The sequence below is a fragment of the Sunxiuqinia rutila genome, from assembly GCF_050589705.1.
GTDB classification, from domain to species: domain Bacteria; phylum Bacteroidota; class Bacteroidia; order Bacteroidales; family Prolixibacteraceae; genus Sunxiuqinia; species Sunxiuqinia rutila.
Genome location: NZ_JBNGOT010000004.1, coordinates 358,850 through 376,573 on the forward strand (window position 1 = coordinate 358,850; position 17,724 = coordinate 376,573).

At 43.5% G+C, this 17,724-nt stretch carries 15 protein-coding genes; 8 read left to right on the forward strand and 7 right to left on the reverse strand.

The genetic code is table 11. From position 1 onward, the window contains the following. The 7 genes from ACRD6K_RS06900 to ACRD6K_RS06930 form a co-directional block, all read left to right on the forward strand. The coding region (locus ACRD6K_RS06900) for a hypothetical protein (RefSeq protein WP_430972656.1) at positions 1-405 on the forward strand (405 nt) is incomplete at its 5' end. Between the two features lie 257 nt (positions 406-662). Further along, a complete protein-coding gene (locus ACRD6K_RS06905) occupies positions 663-1,019 on the forward strand; it encodes a hypothetical protein (RefSeq protein WP_430972657.1) in 357 nt (118 codons plus the stop codon). Positions 1,020-1,859: 840 nt separating this feature from the next. After that, positions 1,860-2,783 carry an HNH endonuclease gene (locus ACRD6K_RS06910; protein WP_430972658.1) on the forward strand — a complete coding sequence of 308 codons (924 nt, stop codon included), beginning with the start codon at positions 1,860-1,862 and terminating at the stop codon, positions 2,781-2,783. A 187-nt stretch (positions 2,784-2,970) separates the two neighbouring features. After that, a complete protein-coding gene (locus ACRD6K_RS06915; RefSeq protein ID WP_430972659.1) occupies positions 2,971-3,582 on the forward strand; it encodes a hypothetical protein in 612 nt (203 codons plus the stop codon). A gap of 1 nt (position 3,583) precedes the next feature. Then, the gene (locus ACRD6K_RS06920) at positions 3,584-4,552 is read left to right on the forward strand and encodes an HNH endonuclease (protein WP_430972660.1); all 969 of its coding nucleotides are present in this window, start codon (positions 3,584-3,586) and stop codon (positions 4,550-4,552) included. 196 nt (positions 4,553-4,748) lie between these two features. After that, positions 4,749-5,642 (forward strand): hypothetical protein, encoded by an 894-nt coding sequence (locus ACRD6K_RS06925; protein WP_430972661.1) that lies wholly within the window; start codon positions 4,749-4,751, stop codon positions 5,640-5,642. 12 nt (positions 5,643-5,654) lie between these two features. Further along, the gene (locus tag ACRD6K_RS06930) at positions 5,655-7,136 is read left to right on the forward strand and encodes a hypothetical protein (protein WP_430972662.1); all 1,482 of its coding nucleotides are present in this window, start codon (positions 5,655-5,657) and stop codon (positions 7,134-7,136) included. 180 nt (positions 7,137-7,316) lie between these two features. Here ACRD6K_RS06930 and ACRD6K_RS06935 read toward each other — a convergent pair whose 3' ends face one another. Continuing rightward, entirely contained in the window at positions 7,317-8,090 is a 774-nt protein-coding gene (locus tag ACRD6K_RS06935) for a 3-keto-disaccharide hydrolase (protein WP_430972663.1), read from the reverse strand. Positions 8,091-8,432: 342 nt separating this feature from the next. On the opposite strand from ACRD6K_RS06935, the gene ACRD6K_RS06940 reads away from it, so the two are divergent. Beyond that, positions 8,433-9,872 carry a membrane dipeptidase gene (locus ACRD6K_RS06940; protein ID WP_430972664.1) on the forward strand — a complete coding sequence of 480 codons (1,440 nt, stop codon included), beginning with the start codon at positions 8,433-8,435 and terminating at the stop codon, positions 9,870-9,872. Positions 9,873-10,006: 134 nt separating this feature from the next. Here the strand turns inward: ACRD6K_RS06940 and ACRD6K_RS06945 are convergent, their stop codons facing one another. The 6 genes from ACRD6K_RS06945 to ACRD6K_RS06970 all read right to left on the reverse strand — a co-directional run bounded on the left by ACRD6K_RS06945 (position 10,007) and on the right by ACRD6K_RS06970 (position 17,648). Beyond that, complete coding sequence (locus ACRD6K_RS06945; RefSeq protein WP_299583576.1) at positions 10,007-10,354, reverse strand: BT0820 family HAD-type phosphatase; 348 nt, start codon at positions 10,352-10,354, stop codon at positions 10,007-10,009. A 130-nt stretch (positions 10,355-10,484) separates the two neighbouring features. Beyond that, complete coding sequence (locus tag ACRD6K_RS06950) at positions 10,485-12,866, reverse strand: GumC family protein (RefSeq protein ID WP_430972665.1); 2,382 nt, start codon at positions 12,864-12,866, stop codon at positions 10,485-10,487. A gap of 57 nt (positions 12,867-12,923) precedes the next feature. Continuing rightward, complete coding sequence (locus tag ACRD6K_RS06955; protein WP_430972666.1) at positions 12,924-13,622, reverse strand: polysaccharide biosynthesis/export family protein; 699 nt, start codon at positions 13,620-13,622, stop codon at positions 12,924-12,926. Positions 13,623-13,788: 166 nt separating this feature from the next. Continuing rightward, the gene (locus tag ACRD6K_RS06960; protein WP_430972667.1) at positions 13,789-15,204 is read right to left on the reverse strand and encodes a sugar transferase; all 1,416 of its coding nucleotides are present in this window, start codon (positions 15,202-15,204) and stop codon (positions 13,789-13,791) included. A 215-nt stretch (positions 15,205-15,419) separates the two neighbouring features. Beyond that, positions 15,420-16,481, reverse strand: a complete 1,062-nt coding sequence (locus ACRD6K_RS06965; protein ID WP_299583589.1) for a mannose-1-phosphate guanylyltransferase — start codon at positions 16,479-16,481, stop codon at positions 15,420-15,422. Between the two features lie 15 nt (positions 16,482-16,496). Continuing rightward, positions 16,497-17,648 carry a GDP-L-fucose synthase family protein gene (locus ACRD6K_RS06970; protein WP_430972669.1) on the reverse strand — a complete coding sequence of 384 codons (1,152 nt, stop codon included), beginning with the start codon at positions 17,646-17,648 and terminating at the stop codon, positions 16,497-16,499. Between the last annotated feature and the right edge of the window lie 76 nt (positions 17,649-17,724).

A 17,724-nucleotide genomic window follows, 5' to 3' on the forward strand; every position in this document is an offset into this window, starting at 1 on the left:
TTGATAAATCGCTCAAACACATTCCATCTTGCTAATATTTCTGACTCTCCCCAAGCTCGTTCCACTCGCTTTGCCCCTCTCTTCTGGAAGAGAGGGGATGAGTCGGTGAAATCCGACAGGATTGAGCATGACTCTGGGGTGAGTTTACCAGTGATACCCCTTGCAACAAATTTTCTCACTGAACCCTCTTTTAGCCAAAATTCCAGCAAAAAAACATTCACGCCTTTCCCTGGCCGGGTTTCCTTTTCCGAACACCCTTCCGGTTTCCGTCCTCCGTTCTCCTTCTTCCAGTTTCCCGTCATTCTCCCGCAGCAATTTCAATTTTTTGTTAACTATTTTTTGCTTCTTAAGTTCAATAGTGTTAACTTGTTATTCGTTTTAGTTCAGGAATACGACAATCACTAAAAACAATTCATCCTGAATATCAACCAAAAGACCCGAACCGATCAGGGTTCTAAATAAATTAGCGGAGAAGAATCCATCGAACATTATGTACCGCCCCCGGATCACTCCCTGAACATTATTCACGACCAGCACACCGGCTTCCGCGGAAGCAGGCACACCGGCTTAACCACCGATGCATAAAAAAGGGCCACCCTTGCCGTGCAAAGCTTCAGGCGGCCCAACAGATTGAATTAAATCAACTATTAACTCTCAAAGTTATGAGTTTAAACGAAAGTAAAAAGCGTGACTTTGTCTCCCAACTCATTGTGATTATGGAGCAAAACACGCAGAAACTTACGGATGCTGGCTTTGACCCGGTCGCAAAGATCGAGCAGCTAAAGGCTGAACTAACCACTGCCGACGATGCCGAGGGAAAACAAACCGAAGCTGCGGCTGCTGCTAAAGATGCCACCAAACTAGCCAATGAAACCCTGGATACGGTGTACATCAATGGCTCAGCTACCGTAGATTTGATTTCCGGATTGCTCGGCAAAAACGACAACCTGGTTCTCGAAATCAAAAAGCTACGGAAAACTGGTAAGGGCAAGGCAAAAAACAGCCCTACTGAATTCTAAGATCTGGAAGCCCGGTTCAGCAATGAGGCGGGCTTTTCCGTCCCTACCTCCATCAATCCTTCCTTCAGATCAGTTCATTCCTTCTTTAACCCTTAGGCGTAATGCCATTGAGCAGCCTAATGCTGCCGAAGGGAATATACCTCCGGCAGTAGCGCAGAGGCTTGCTGCCCAATCGAATAATAGATATTCCCGAAGTCATAAGACCTATTCCATAGAGAATATCAATGGTGCGACATGGAATTATCCCTCTGACACGTCGAATCGTAGCTATTCCATACAGCAGCAAGCCTATTCGATAGCGAATAGTCGTAATTCCATAACGAATAGTCTTCCTGCGCCAAGGAAGAGAAGCTATTCCCCAAAGGGGAGATCTCCAAAACCCCCGCCAAACAAGGGACACAGAAGGACTAGGTGTTTTTGAATGACAGAAATGATGAAGTAAATCGAACTCTCCCCAAGCTCGTTAGCTCTCAGGAGTAGGTAAGCTAAAATGAAAAATTATAAATAGAAAATCGATTTGATAAACGATTCAAGCACGCTCCAAGTTGAGGATTTTACAGACTCTCCCCAAGCTCGCTACGCTCGCTTTGCCCCTCTCTTCTGGAAGAGAGGGGAAGAGTCGGTGAAATCCGATAGGATTGAACAGGACTCTGGGGTGAGTTAAAACACCTGTTCTTAACTCTCAACAGACCAATCCAAACTCCCAGCATACTGCCTTATACGATCATCCATCATGAGAGAACTTCGGCCCAATCCAAACATTCGCTCTTTTATTCTTGACAATTATTGATAAATGTAAATAATAGTGATTATTTTTAGGTCCCTTACTAAATAAACCAAATGGAAAATCAACAAAGCCAACGAATACGTTCTGCTGTTTTTGATTGGCTAAACTCTATAAACTACCAATATCCGGACAGGGTAATACCTTCCAGTGTCTTAACCAATGATTGTATCATTAACGGAGAACGCATCATTCTATCAGGAGCACAAGGGATTTGGAAGCCACGACAACTTCAATATCCCATCTCCATAAAGTCTGTTGCTGATAGTATCTATCAAGATGCTCAACTCGATAATAACCTCATTCATTACAAATACCGGGGAACAGATCCCAACCTATATGTAAACGTGGGCTTACGAGAATGTATGCATCAAAGAATACCGTTGGTCTACCTTCATCAGGTGTCAAAAGGCAAGTATCTTGTTGAATGGCCCGTATTTATTGTTGCTGACGATCCAAAGAATTTGACGTTTACAGTTGAAGCAAATTCCAATCAAATTAGCCTCAGTTCTGAACCAAATATCACTGAAGAACCAGACGAAATGCAACGCCGCTATGCCACACGGCAAATGATTCAACGTTTGCATCAAGGCACTTTTCGCGAGCGGGTGTTGGAAGCTTATCGCGAACATTGTGCTATTTGCAGATTGAAGCATAGGCAACTATTGGATGCAGCCCATATCATCGAAGATAGTAAAGGCGGCAAACCTGTAGTTCAAAACGGACTATCCCTTTGTAAAATTCATCATGCTGCTTTTGATAATAACATCATTGGAATAACACCTGATTATCAAATTCAGGTACGCGAAGATATTTTACAGGAAATTGACGGCCCCATGCTTAAACATGGAATACAAGAAATGCATGGAAATAAATTGATATTACCTCGATCAGCCAATCTAAAACCAAAACAAGAATGGTTGGAAGAAAGGTATGAGGTGTTTAAAAAACTGAATTTAGAATTAATAATACAGATTTAAGGAAATAATTATAATTTCAAAGTAAAATACTGAAAGAGTGTCCCTTCCCTTAGTGGATAATTGTAATCGAAGCATTATAACATTATCCGAATTCGGACGATAAACAACTAGTAAATCGGAAGATTAACTGAAAACGAAAGCTGCGAAGTATTAAAAAAGTTCTAATAATAATTTAAAACCTAAAATTATGAACATTAAACATCGTAATCTTGAGAAAGTTCGAAAATCACCACAAGCTATTACCCAAATAGCTCAGGGCACAACAGGAGGAGGCAAAACTATGATTCGTTGCTGGGACCATGCTGTAGGATTTTATCACAAAGAGCAAGACGTAAAATCTGCTCGGGACTATTTACTAAGGAGATTATCTTCTTTCAATGACAATAAAAAAAATAATGAATGGAGAGACACCTTAATTAACAAATTTGACTCATACCTAAATTCATATTCTGAGTTAAATTTTAAAAACATTAAAGTGAATAGTCGATTAAAAATGGATATCCAGCATAACAATTCTATTACCGGAGAAATATTCAGAATAGACCAAACTGTAGATAATGGCTATGCTGTAACACTTCAAAACAGGCAAGATGACATTTGGGCTCATGAGATACGTTTTCCTTTAATACAAATTCATTATAGTAACTTTTTTAGATGCCCTTATGATCTAGTTAAAGTGGGTGTCTATAATTTTGTTCAGGAAAACCATGAATATATATCATTCGAAGAAGATGATTTAAATCAAGCTTGGGATGAAATTTTAACAATCTCTCGCAAAGTCAATAAAATCAATATATAAAGTGACTTCCCTTCTCAAAAGTATCACCTCGCTTCGCCTTGGGCAAACCCGTTATGGAAAAGCACCGCATAAGCCCATTTTGCTGTTAGCAGTGATTGATGGTTTTGAGAAGGGCTATTTATCTGAACCGATGGTTCCGATTAGTCCAGAACTTCTAACGAGCTTTCATGATTATTGGAAGTTATTGGTGCATACGCCACACGTTCCAACCTTTTCCCTTCCATTCTTTCATTTGGGTTCGGAACCTTCTGGTATCTGGCAATTACATACCATGCCGGGCAAAACCATCCCGCTAACCAAAAGTAACAGCATCAAAAGTTTTAAAGCTTTGCAGGCAACGGTGCAAGCTGCTCAATTATCGGAAGAGCTATTTCAAGCCTTGTGCCTGCCAGTTCAACGTGCAGAATTAAGACTAGCCATCCTGAGCCGGTATTTCCCAAATGCAGACCAGCGAATAACCGAAAATTACCAGACAACATCAAACAGTATTAAAAGTGAAATCCTCTACGATCCTGGAGAAAACTACGCCAGAAAAATTGTTCAGCGCTTGAAAGATTTAAAACCAATTGAGCGCGAGGAAGAAATTGTTGTCCGAAGTCATATTTTCAAGAAGGCAGTGCTTGAATTATATGACCACCGCTGTGCAATTAGCGGGTTAAAAATAGAGACACCAAAAAATATTTCAATGGTTGATGCTTGCCACATTATTCCGTTTGCCGAATCTTATGATGATACCATTTCCAATGGAATTGCGCTTGCCCCAACTCTTCATCGTGCATTTGATAGAGGGTTGTTAACCATTTCCGAAAACTACAAAGTGATCGTACATCCTCAGGTAAAGGATTATTCACCATCGAATGGAATTCAGCAATTCAACCACAAAGAGATTTTTCTACCCAATGATTCTAGATTCTTTCCTTCTCCCCAAAAGCTAAAAGAGCATTGGACTCGTTTTTCATTTTCAATGTAAGTTTCCCGCCTATTTACTTTCGCCTTAAAGCAATTGGCCTTGCCGGCCGAAGGTGCTAATCCCAACTTTAGGCGCAACGGATGCTCCCGGTATTCACACAAAATATTCTTCTCAAAACAGCCAAAAAATCGAGTTGTCTTATGATCATTTATGTATATTTGATCAACTAATTACGAACAACTTATCACCTTATCCTATGAAACGTATTTTAATGGGTTTTCTGCTGTGCCTGCTGCTGGGGTGGTCGGGCCAGGCCCAGGATCAGATTGTAACCTGGAATAACGACACCATCCCCTGCACCATTACCAACAGCGGAGCGCGATACATTCGTTTTACCGTGCATCAGAATGGCATTCAAACCAACGGCCGCTTAAACCGAACCGAAATCAAGCAAATCATTCAGGCCGAAAATCCCCCGGTTAGCCTGCAGGCTCAGCCTGAGTTTCATCGCTGGCGGGTTGCACTTTCGGGCGGTTTGTCTTACCTCACCGGCGATACCGACCCGGCTCGTGACGGCGCCCGGCAGCAAGGGCTAACCAACGAACAGGCGGACGACTATTTCCAACAGCTGTTGCTGGGCTGGCAAAGCAGCGCCCAGGTTCACTACTTTTTGGCTTCGGACCTGGCCTTTGGCCTCCACTACCGGTTCCACACCTCCCAGGCCGATGTGTTTGCCACCTTCGACCCGCAAGATGGCATGAACCTTTACCACGGACAGATGAAGGAAACCATCTACACCCACTACATTGGCCCCTCGGTGTTTGGCAACCACCAGCTTTCGGCCAATCAGAAATGGTGGCTGAACGGTTCTTTCTCGGCTGGTATCGCTTTTTACCGGGATGAGTTGTCGGTATTGAACTCCGGCATGCTGCTCACCGGAAAGGCTTTTGGGGCTACCCTCGACATGGGGCTGGAATATTTTGTGGCCCCCCGGGTTTCGGTGGGGCTCAACCTCGGGCTGTTTGTCTCTAACCTGACCAAGGTGACGATGGACGACGGCTATAACCAAAGCTCGGTTAAGCTGGAAGAGGAGGAAAGACAAAACCTGTCGTCGCTGGACGTTTCTACCGGACTTCGTTTTTACTTTTAAACCCGAACGGCTATGAACAAGATACTTCGCAATTTGATTTTCATGGGGTTGGCCCTGGCTGCCCTCTCGTGCAACGACGATTTTTTAAAGCAGAACGAGCTGCCGCTTTATGCCTTCCCCGATCCGCTTATGTTATCGGCTGATCAACCCGTCAGTGCCATCACCCTCACCATTCCGGATGCAGGAAACCAGGCGTTTTACATCCAGTCGCAGCCCAAGTGGCTGGCTTTTGACCAGTTGCAAGGCAGTTTCCGCGATGGCAGTGTAAGCCTGCCCTACCGGTTTATCGATCCGGGCTATCAAACCGTCGAGGGCTATTACGCGGCTCCGCTCATCCTGTGCATCAAAGAAAAAGCCTATTATCAGCTGGAAATCTGGTATGGTAATTTTGATACGAATCCGAGTGTTCCGGATACAACAGGGAATGGTGGTGATCCTGGAAATGGCGGTGAAAATCCCGGGAATGGAGAAGATTCCACGATTGTGAATCAAGGTAAGACCTTCTATTTCGATGGAACAGTGGTCGATGCCGTTTACCATAAGCCCAGTGACCGTCTCGTTATTGCCACCAAAAATCCGGACCAGTTGCTGGTTTACAATACGCGCGATGAAAGCCAGTCGGTTGTTGCACTAAGCAAGGTCCCCAACTGCCTGGAACTAACACAAGATGACCAATTGTTGGTGGGATACACAGTAGCCTTCGTTTCGGCTTTTCAGCTCGACAACATGGAACTGCTGCAAACTTATACGCTCGACTGCATTCCTTTTGACCTGGCTCATGGCGACAACGATTTATGCTATATCTCTCCCGGAGGGGAAAATGACAAGAGCATGCGTGTTCTTAACCTCAAAACAGCGGAGCTGATATCGAAAGAGTTTGCTTTTTATCATCACTTTGATGAACAAACAATCATTAAGAAAGTTAAAGGAGAACCCCGGCTACTGGCAACCCGAACCCGCATTTCTCCTTCCGGTTTGCTTTTGTTCGACATCAGTGAAGGCATCCCGAATGACACCATCTCCTATTGGCATGAAGGCCTGATCAATATCTGGCCAACCAACGATGGCAAACGATTTATTGATTATCGGGGCAATGTGTTTTTTATCCCCGAATACAATACTCAGGTGACCAATTCAATCGATGGCTTCAACCAATATGGAACAATAGAACTGGCCTACGCCAATGTTTCCCATGTGGATGAAAACGATGCTACCAAACGCTTTTTTGTTGCCACCTCAGACACCTGGCCAACAAGTTCAGACTACTATCATCCTTCTGTGATTCATGTTTTCGACTCCGAAGGCTTAGGCTTAAAGCGTACCTTGGAACCTTCAACAAGCGTACTCAACGCGCAACAGACAGGACAGCACTTTGTGGGCTATGTTTTCTCCAACCAGGCAGGAGATAAACTGTTTGCCATCCGCAGGCTGACAGAAGAATGGCAACACACGCAATGGTCGGTTGAAGAGTTCAACCTGGATGAAGAGAAATAGCAGGCGGACTTGCTAAACCGAAACTGCTTAAAATCGCAAAAAGGAGAAGGCCGCGACATCCCACGGCCTTCACCTTTTTTTCGAAAATACGGTCAACTACTCTTTGCTCTCTGCCCTCTGCCCTCTGCCCTCTGCCCTCTGCCCTCTGCCCTCTGCCCTCTGCCCTCTACTTACAGGATCCTAAAAATCCGTATTGGGTTCAGCCAGGTCCAGCTCTTTAATCCAAATGTTTCGGTAAAGCACCGGGTGTCCTTCAGCTTGCAGCTTGATTCCTCCCGGACGATCGGTAATGCCATAGCCATCATTGTTCCCTCCGTCAAGACCGGAATAGGGACCACCCCAAACTTTATTGATGGCAACATTGGAGTGCACTTTTTGCCCGTTGAAGTAAACCGTTACCAGTGGCTTTTCGGTGAGTTCTCCATTTTCAAAGCGGGCCGCACGAAACTGAATATCGTAGGCATTCCATTGTCCAACACCCTTGTAGGCAAAATAGGGCGATTCCGTTTCATTAATCACCGTGCCCATCCCGTGTCGGGTTGAATCGCCATCAAGCACCTGAATTTCATAGCGGTTTTGCAGGTACACCCCGCTGTTTCCTTTTTCTTGCTGAATGAGAAATTCCACATGCAACCGGAAATCCCGAAACTTCTGCTTCGTTACAATATCCGCCGTTCCATATTGTCCGCCTGCTGCCGTCGGGTCGTTGCTGTTAACAGCCGTGCCTGTCCCGGCAGGATCATCCACAATCACCCACTTAATGGGCAGTTCGGCAGCCAAACGCGGTCCTTCCCAATAAGTCCACTGCTCATCCAGCATCTGGCGGGAGCCGTCAAAAAGCACCTGGGCATCAGCAGGAGCCTTAGCTCCCACTCCTACAAGCTGTTCGTTGCACGAAGTCGTTGTGGCGATCAGACACCAAGCAAAAAATAAAAATTGAATCGTTCGTTTCATCCTGTTCGTTTTAATGGGGTTAGCGCTCCCCAAGTTACCAAAACTTCGGAGATTCTCCTTCTTTTCGAGCAAGCAAACACAATGCGGTGGCCTCTCCCAAAGAGGGCTTGCCTGAAACAAGCGACATATTCACGACACACAGCAACCGGATCCTTGATTCACAGAACCCGCACCTCAGGCGAATCACTTGATTTTCAAGCTCCTTTTTCTTATTTTGAAGTTCCTGCGCAAAAAGCGCCTACGTAAAATCACCAACCAAAAATCTTTCCGGCAACCAATCGTCTGCTTTAGCTCCCAGGCACAGCTCCGTGCAAAGCGGTAACCCTTAAAACAAGCAAACTTATGGAAGCACTCTTTATCGATTTACACACCCATCCCGCCATTAAGCCTTTGGGCAAGAGTTTCAACAGCCAGACCGGGCAAAACAGCCCCAATCGCAATCGCCAAAACAGCCTGTGGCATGCCGATGCTCCGTCATTCCTCGACAAACTGGCCAATATCACCACCACACTCACCAAGTTCCGGCAAGCCGATTTTACCACCCTGGCCAAGGGAGGTGCTCAGGTTGTCTGCGTTTCGTTGTGCGGCCTCGAGAAAGGCTTTGTGATGACCAAACTAGGCACCTCGCTCCCCGCCGATCTGGTTAACAACCTGGTTATTGGAATGGGCAGGAAACGAATTGATCATGTTCAGCAAATGGCCAATTACTTTACCGACCTGGAAATGGAATACCAGTTTTACAAGCAGCTGGACGGGCACCGCATCCTACTGGATGGAGCATGGTACCAGTATAAAATCGTATCCGACTTTTCTGAAATTGAATCCGGTTCTGAAGACCAGACAAATACGATCTATGTCATTCTGACCATTGAAGGGGGCCATGTGTTTAACTGTGGTCTTCAACGAATGGGGAAAACGGCAGATGCAGCCGAGGTACTCGCCAATGTGAAAAAGGTGAAGCAGTGGGATCACCGCCTATTCTTCATGGGTTTGACTCATCATTTCAACAATGAGCTGGTCGGACATGCCCCAAGCCTAAGCGGACTGGTAAGCAAACTGTGTGACCAAGAAGAAGGGATGAATACCGGTTTTACCGACTTAGGCTGGAAAGTGCTGCGTCAATTGCTGGACAACACCAACGACAGGCGGGTGCTGATCGACTTAAAGCACATGAGTGTGCAGGCTCGTGAGGAGTATTACCAGTTTCTGAAACAGGAATATCCCAATGAAATCATTCCGCTGATTGTGAGTCATGGGGCAGTCAATGGCTTTCGCTCCCATCTGGAGCTCGTGGAAGATGACCTGTTTAACTACGGCAAGTTCCAGGGAACCGCCATCAATTTCTACGATGATGAGCTGGTTCGGATTGCCCAATCAGGCGGCATTTTCGGAATTCAGTTTGATGAACGACGTGTGGCCAGCAAACTCGAGTTGAAAAAATCCGGGCCATTCCTCAACCGACGCAAAATGTTGTTTCATCAGTCGAAGCTGATTTGGAACCAGATTGCGCATATGGCAGAGGTACTTAACCGCCATGGGCTGTTTGCTTGGGGGATCCAAAGTATCGGTACCGATTTTGACGGGATGATCAATCCGCTCAACGGCTTTTGGACTGCTGGCGAAATGCCGCTGTTTGACAGCTACCTGGAGAAGCATGCCTTTAACTACCTCCAATCGGAGCAGTCCAAAACGCTAACAGCCTTTAACCGGATCAAGCCTTCGGAAATCGTTGACCGATTCATGAAAGAGAATGCTTATGATTTTCTGAAAAGGAACTTTTAAGTGTTGGCTTTTGAACCAGCCTTTGATTAAACCGTTCGGAACATTCCATCGGAGCATAAAAAAAGCCTGCATTAATCATGCAGGCTTCTTAAAAAAGCAAATTAGTCCGGTCCAAGACTAACTTGCCAGAAAAGTTATTTATCAGCTATTTTATTAATCATCTGAAAGATAATCCCCCACTCCGGCAGTCCACCCAAGTTACGGTCGTCAATATAAATATCGGCATTTATCTTCCGCGAAAAATTCTCATCATACTCTTCTTCCGGGAAGTTTTTGTTAACAGCATAAAACTGAACCCCTTTCGATTCGCAAAACTGAATCGCTTCTTCCAAAGGCTTACCATGTCGGTAAGTCCACAGAATCAGCCGATGCCCTCTCTCCTGAAGTTTTTTCAGGGTTAAGGTCGCAAAAGGGATCTCCTTCCCAATTTTCGGAAACCGATGCTCTACAATGGTCCCGTCAAAATCAACCGCAATAATCATAAGTTGTCTTTTTCTTTTATCTTTTAGAAAGCCCATGCTTTTTGATGGCTTTTAAAATAGTTTGTTCTCGAATTTACTGGGTAAGACAAGGCAACCCGAAGGCTGCCTTGTCTTTGTTTAAGTAAAGAAATCATCCAGTGTAACTAGGGCTGGAATCAAAGTAGTAATAACTACTTTTTCTTTTATAGCTGTAGTCAGCTCCATAAGCTCCAACATGCGCATGTTTAGAAAGGTGGATATCATTCAGAATAATTCCGGCATTCTTCATGGATTTCTTTTTATGCACATGATCTATGAATTTAATTTCATTTTTCTTGCTATAGTCCTGCCGCATGACAAACAGGTTGATGTCCACCTTTTGCCCGATAATGATTCCATCAGACACAATGGATAAAGGAGGATTGTCGAAAACAATGTAATCGAACAACTCCCGACACCGGTTAATCAATTCCTCAAACTTCCCATTTTCAAGCAATTCCGACGGATTGGGAGGAATCGGTCCTGCGGAGATAAACTGCAGGTTCTCTACACGGGTTTGCCGGAAGATTTCATCAAACGAACTAAAGTCCGTCAAATACGTACTGAGTCCTTCTTTATTTTTATACTTAAGCCGGTTGTGTAAGCTTGGTTTGCGTAAATCACAATCCACCAAAAGCACTTTCTTATTATTCAAAGCAATCATGGAAGCCAGGTTGGCTGCAGTAAAGGATTTTCCTTCTCCGGAAATCACAGAGTTTACCCCAATAATGGTTGTCCCGTCCTTTTTACTGGGTCCAATAAACTGAAGGTTGGTGCGCAATTCCCTGAACGATTCCGCAATAGCCGACCGTGGGTTGTCAATAGCAGCCAAATACTCGCTGCTTACATTGGCATTCACAATATTACCAATCACCGGAATATCACTGTACTCTTCCACATCCTCGGCTGATTTTATCCGGTCGTAGAAATAAGTAGCCAACATCAACACAACAAAAGGCACAAATAAACCACCAAACATTCCGGCAGCCACATTGATCATCAAATTCGGTCCAAGTCGTACCGCCAACTCAGGTCTGGCCTGATCCAGTACTTCCGTATCCGAAACATTGGAAGCATGTGTGATCGCTGCTTCTGCCCGCTTCTTCAGCAAGAAAGTGTACAGTTCATTATTCAAATCATACATGCGCTGCATGTTCATCATTTGCTGCTCCGTTTTCGGGTAGGCTGTCAACTGTTGGTTCACTTTATCAATGCGTCGATCCAATCCCTGCACCTGAATAATGGCATTATTGATCAGGTTCTTCAGATTTTCCTGAAGGTTTCTTTTCACCATGTCAATCTGGTTACCAATCAAAATCAGTTTGGGGTTTTTCTCTTGAGCCGTGTAGGAAATAACCTCCCGCGAGCGATATAAGTCGCTAAGTTGAACAACCAAACTATTCAGTGATTCATCCACGATTCCAACCACCGAAGGAGCTACTACCTCCTTCATCTTCTCGGTGTCATTCAAATATTTCTGAAGGTTTCGGTAATACTCCAGATGCGACTGAATCATGGACCGTTCCGTATCTAAATCAACCAGTTTCTGCATAATGATCCCTCCTTCCTGGCTCATGTCTACAATTTGGTTTCGCGACCGGAAAGAGGTAAAATTATTACCCGCCACCTTCAGGGTATCAATCACGTCCTTAAGTTGCGAATCAATAAAATTCACAGTGGTCTCGGAGGTATGGTTCTTGGCCCGTAACTCATACGCCAGGTACACCGAACTCAGTTCATTCAGGTAATCGGCTCCTTTTTGAGGCACATCATCAATTAACGTCAGGCTTATCAAGTCAGCCTTTTCTACCAGTTCCTCAATCACCAGACGTTTCATATAGCTCCTTACCAACTTATCAAAATTATTAAAGGTGAAATAGTAATTTTCCCCTTGTCTGGCCTGCTTAGGATAAAGCGTAAAATTGAAATAGTCATTGGAAAAAGGTTCCCCATAAGTTCCCTTATCCTTAAAATTTAGTTCTATTTCTCTTCCATATACTAAGGTTTTGGCATCGACAATAACCTGATAACTTGTTGAATCCAGCATGTGCACATGAATCGGAACACCTTCCAAATTGGTTGCATTCCGATCATATAACACATCAAAAGGCTCATTGCCATACATTTCGGCATCACGGAAAAGCAGTTCTTTATACCAAGTCGTAGACCAATCCAGGTTCAACATTACCTGCCGGTTGATTGAATAAGAAGTCAAAATTCCAATATGGTTCTGCAGGTTGATATTTCCTCCCATTGATCCGGAAAATGGCAGATCCATTTTTAATTGAGTATTATCTTTATTATTAATTAAGAACAAACTTTGCATCTGATAAGAAGGAGAAGTGACTTGGGTTTGCAAAAAACCAAGACCTGCTCCGATAATTCCAACTAACATAAACCAATACCAGTTACGTTTGAGTTTATGAAAGAACTTCTTCACAGCAAGCATGTCCTCCCTTTCCAATGAATTGGAGAATTCTTCCATCGTTTTCATAGATAAAATCTTTACTTAAATGTTAAAAAAACTCATACCTCGTTAACTCATTCTGCCCTAGCCCCAGAAGAAGTTAACAATCAGCATAATTGTGGTTAATGAAGATATTCCAATGGTGTAATACGATGCGTTCAGCCTCACATTCTTCAGCTTTTGAGGTCGTACAAAAACAACATCGTTGGGCTGCAAGTAGAAAGCCTCTGATGCCATAATGTTCTTTTGCGTAAGATTAAGCATAAAAGGCTTTACCGCTGTTTCGCCGCGACGCACCACCAACACTTCTTTAATCTTAGCATAATCCGTTGTCCCGTGTGCCATTCCAATAGCTTCAAGTACCGTTAAAGTGTTATTGTAATTGTAATAAACACCGGGAGCTCTTACTTCACCAAGCACACTCACTTTAAAATTGAGCAAACGCACTTGGATATCAGCATCCTTCAGGTATTCATCAGCTCGTATTTGAATTTGCTCTTTAGCCTCTTTTAAAGTACGTCCGGCCACATGAATTGCGCCAATAACTGGCAACGATATTTCTCCCCGGTTGTCTACCTGATACCCATAAATATGCTGACCTGACTGAGAATTATAGATATTTCCAGCGCCCAGACTTCCTGCATCATTCTGTGTGAACATGGCATTCACTTCCGGGTTAATGGTTTTTACACTGATATAAAGGTTGTCATTGGTCTTTATAGTGTAATCCTTATCGGCCTGCTGTACTTTTGCAGCTGAAATTTCCTCTTTGAAATCACGCATGAAGTACGAGTTTCGTTTGGAAACACATGATGACAGTATCACTGTTAAGACTAAGATCATCAAAAGACTTCGCTTATTTTTAGCTTGAAGTATCATATTTGTCGTGTTAATTTTAGTTTTTCAGTATTTGTTTTGAGTGATTGATTTTCGATAAAGATGAAAGCCTTTACTTGCCCGTTCCAAGTAAGATGACTTTCACTGTTTTTAAAATTAAAATGGTATCCTGCCAGAGTGACCAGTTATCAATGTATTGCATATCCAACCGCATCCACTCTTCAAAAGGAATATCGTTACGACCAGAAACCTGCCAGATACAGGTAATTCCGGGCTTCATACTTAACCGCCGGATTTGCCAGCGCTTGTATTTTTCCACTTCAGAAGGAATAGGGGGACGTGGACCAACCACCGACATCTCGCCACGCAGCACATTGTAAAACTGCGGCAGTTCGTCCAGCGATGTTTTCCGAAGCAGGCGTCCAACCCGGGTCACCCGAGGATCCATAGTAATTTTGAATACCGGCCCATCCTGCTCGTTCTGTCCCATCAGTGAAGCTTTCAAGGCCTCCGCATTGGCAACCATGGTTCGAAACTTGTAACACCCAAACCGACGTCCATTAAGTCCAACCCGCTCCTGCTTAAAAAACACAGGGCCACCATCTTCGAGCTTAATTGCTATCGCAATCAGAATAAGAATTGGCGACACCAAAATGAGTGCAAACAAGCTGAAAAAGAAATCAAAAATGCTTTTCAACTTTAGGCCTGCATAATTATCGGGTGTGGTCATATAGGTTACAAATGGCAATTGGTTGATCAATGAAAAGCTTGATCTTCTTATTCGTTTTCCATGAACTTTCGAGATCATTCCGGTATAATGATGGAAGCTAATCCCAACCTCAGCACATTCCAAAATAAACCGGCTGATTTCGTCATGGTTATAATCTGTTTTGCAATAGATTACTTCGTCAATTGTCTCCCGATCCAGTACTTCTTTCAAATTTTTCCGCTCAGGAATAATCTTGAACCGGTCATGATAGGTTGAAATCAAGCTTTTGCACCCTGTCATTATTCCCCGGATATTGTATCCCCAATCCTTGGTGCGAATAATTTTTTCGATATAATCTTCCGAACCTTTGTCTGCAATAACCAAAATTTGTCGGATGCTATAACCACGTCGGCGGAAAAAACGCATAATCAAAAAGAAGAAGTTTTTGTAGGCAGTCAATACCCCAAGGTTGAGCACACTAAACAAAAACAAGCTCTTAATATTGAGCACCTTGTAGCCGGATATAATATTAATAACCAACAAGATGGCTATTCCAATAGAAATTAGCTTGAAGTAGCTATTAAACAATTGCAGGTAACTCGTTGTGCGAGTCATCTTCCCTAATTTAAACTGCTCCAGCAACAAAAACCAAAGCAGCGCAATAAAAATCAGGACGTTCTTGAATTCATGAATCGATTCAGCCCGGTATTCGTCAGAAAACTGACCAAACCACCAAACCGCGGTAAAACAAACCAGGGTGATAAGTACCTGAAAGACGATACTGATTTTTTCCAGTGTATATTCACGTTCTTTGAGCATAATAGTGAAATATTTAGCGTATGATTTAAGGCACAAAGACCTTCTTTACATGTCAAAAAAGAAAGGCCTGTATATTGTTAGGTGACTCATTGAAGCATAAACCTAACTTATTGTGAACAGAGGAGTAGCAAGGCTATAAAACCATAACTTACTCCTTTTTAAGTAGCAATTAAAATCCGGTTTTGAGGGGCGGTAAAAAAACAACTCAGTTGTGTTTACTTCGAATTGGAAGCCTTGTGCCGAAAAGCCTTTATGCGTTGCTCTTCGCCTTTACTACATATCAATAGAACGTTGTTGGACTCAACAACAATGTATTCACTTAAGCCCTGTACAACAACCACTTTGTCTTCAGGGACATGAATGATGTTGTTCGAAGTTTCGTAGAGGTAAGCATTTTCAGAAGAAACAGTATCTCCGGTATAGCTTCGGGTTGATTTTTCCCAAAGAGCGGTCCAGGTCCCCAGATCTGACCAATCGAAACGCGCTTTTTGCACATACAAATTATCCGCCTTTTCAAGCATGCTGTAATCGATTGAGATATTCTCAAAAGTAGGATAAACCAGATCAATAAAACGCTGCTCTTTGTCGGTAAAGTAGACTTCACTTCCATTCTCAAATACACGCGCCATCGCAGGCATATAGGTTTCAAAGGCTTGAACAATCGTTTTTACTGACCACAGAAAAATTCCAGCATTCCACAGGTATCCTCCATGCTTTAGGTAGGATCTGGCAGTCTCCAGGTCCGGCTTTTCCTTGAATGCTTTTACCTTGGCTATTTCCTTCTCCGATTGATCCATCTGGATATAACCATAACCGGTTTCAGGTCGGTGCGGATGAATTCCGATCGTCAATATAGCATCACGGTCTTTCACAAAGTTCAGCCCCTTTTGCAGGGTACGCTGAAACAATTGCTTCTGCTCGATCAAATGATCGGAAGGCGTGACAATAATATTGGCATTCGGATTCAATTTTCTGATTTTATAACTTGCATAGGCAATGCAAGGTGCTGTATTGCGCATAACCGGTTCGGCCAAAACATTCGATTCCGGAATTTCAGGTCCCTGCTCCAAGGCAATGTCAATGTACTGGGCCGAAGTAACTACAAAGATATTTCGCACGGAACAGATATCACTAAACCGTTCAATCGTATGTTGAAAGAGTGTTTTACCGGTCCCCAGCATATCCAGAAATTGCTTTGGCTTACGCTCTGTGCTTACAGGCCAAAACCGACTTCCGATACCTCCAGCCATAATGATTACAAAGGTGTCGCTTTTCATTTCGCTCTTCTTATGTTATGTTTTAATTTTTTCATTAACCGTGTGACATAGTTGATTTTCGCTCATATACCATTGGCAAATTTTCGAAATACCTTCCTCAATTGAAACCCGATGTTTCCAGCCTAATTGATGAAGTTTAGAAGGATCAGTTAACTTTCGCATGGTACCGTCAGGTTTACTGGTATTGAATACCAGATCTCCCTGAAACTTTACTTCTGCTTGAATTAACCGGGCAAGATGACGAATACTAATTTCCTCCCCTGTTCCAAGGTTAATATGGGTATTGCGCAGCTCTCCAGTGGCTGCAATCTCAGGGGTTGTTGTTATAATTTCATTAAAATCATTGTTTTCCATGATATACACGCACGCATCGGCCATATCCTCACTCCACAGAAACTCCCGCATGGGTTTTCCACTTCCCCACACCTCAACTGACACCTTCGGTTCTCCATCTCTCAACGTGCTGCTTATACCAAAACGCTTCAGTAGCTCCTGCAGATCCTTAGTCGAACCAACTCCAGCATTTCCCTGAACAGGTCGTTTTTCTAAATCTTTCCGGATAGCCTCCCAATTACCTTCTTCCAGGTATTTACCCAGCAACAGTTTTCGAACCAGAGCAGGCAATACATGCGAACGCTGAAGATCAAAATTGTCATTGGGTCCATACAGGTTGGTCGGCATTACCGAGATAAAATTGGTTCCATACTGCATGTTGTAGTTTTCACAAAGCTTGATACCTGCAATTTTAGCAATAGCGTAAGGCTCATTGGTGTACTCAAGCACTGAAGTCAGAAGACTGCTCTCCTTCATGGGCTGAGGAGCTTCACGCGGGTAAATACATGTGCTTCCAAGAAACAGAAGTTTTTTTACTCCATGAAGATAAGCCTGATGAACGACGTTATTCTGAATCATCAGGTTCTCATAAATAAACTCGCCCCGATAGGTATTGTTAGCCATAATCCCTCCAACCTTTGCTGCAGCCAGAAAAACATATTCCGGTTTCTCTGCCTCAAAGAAAGAAGCCACTGCCTGTTGGTTTGTCAAATCCAATTCGGCATGAGAACGTAAAACAAAATTGTGGTAGCCTTTTGCCTTCAATCTTTCCAGCAAAGCTGATCCAACCAGCCCGCGGTGTCCGGCAATATAGAGTTTGCTATTTCGCTTCATCAATCACTTTAAGTTTTATCCTGAACACGAAGAAAAGTAAGGTATCAGGATGTCTTTAGCTATAGTTTAGTAGTCG

Bases quoted from the DNA above. Each gene is read 5' to 3' on its own strand.
- ACRD6K_RS06905 (WP_430972657.1), top strand. From the start codon at position 663: ATGAGTTTAAACGAAAGTAAAAAGCGTGACTTTGTCTCCCAACTCATT.
- ACRD6K_RS06910 (WP_430972658.1), top strand. From the start codon at position 1,860: ATGGAAAATCAACAAAGCCAACGAATACGTTCTGCTGTTTTTGATTGG.
- ACRD6K_RS06915 (WP_430972659.1), top strand. From the start codon at position 2,971: ATGAACATTAAACATCGTAATCTTGAGAAAGTTCGAAAATCACCACAA.
- ACRD6K_RS06925 (WP_430972661.1), top strand. From the start codon at position 4,749: ATGAAACGTATTTTAATGGGTTTTCTGCTGTGCCTGCTGCTGGGGTGG.
- ACRD6K_RS06930 (WP_430972662.1), top strand. From the start codon at position 5,655: ATGAACAAGATACTTCGCAATTTGATTTTCATGGGGTTGGCCCTGGCT.
- ACRD6K_RS06935 (WP_430972663.1), bottom strand. From the start codon at position 8,090: ATGAAACGAACGATTCAATTTTTATTTTTTGCTTGGTGTCTGATCGCC.
- ACRD6K_RS06940 (WP_430972664.1), top strand. From the start codon at position 8,433: ATGGAAGCACTCTTTATCGATTTACACACCCATCCCGCCATTAAGCCT.
- ACRD6K_RS06945 (WP_299583576.1), bottom strand. From the start codon at position 10,354: ATGATTATTGCGGTTGATTTTGACGGGACCATTGTAGAGCATCGGTTT.
- ACRD6K_RS06950 (WP_430972665.1), bottom strand. From the start codon at position 12,866: ATGAAAACGATGGAAGAATTCTCCAATTCATTGGAAAGGGAGGACATG.
- ACRD6K_RS06955 (WP_430972666.1), bottom strand. From the start codon at position 13,622: ATGCGTGATTTCAAAGAGGAAATTTCAGCTGCAAAAGTACAGCAGGCC.
- ACRD6K_RS06960 (WP_430972667.1), bottom strand. From the start codon at position 15,204: ATGCTCAAAGAACGTGAATATACACTGGAAAAAATCAGTATCGTCTTT.
- ACRD6K_RS06965 (WP_299583589.1), bottom strand. From the start codon at position 16,481: ATGAAAAGCGACACCTTTGTAATCATTATGGCTGGAGGTATCGGAAGT.
- ACRD6K_RS06970 (WP_430972669.1), bottom strand. From the start codon at position 17,648: ATGAAGCGAAATAGCAAACTCTATATTGCCGGACACCGCGGGCTGGTT.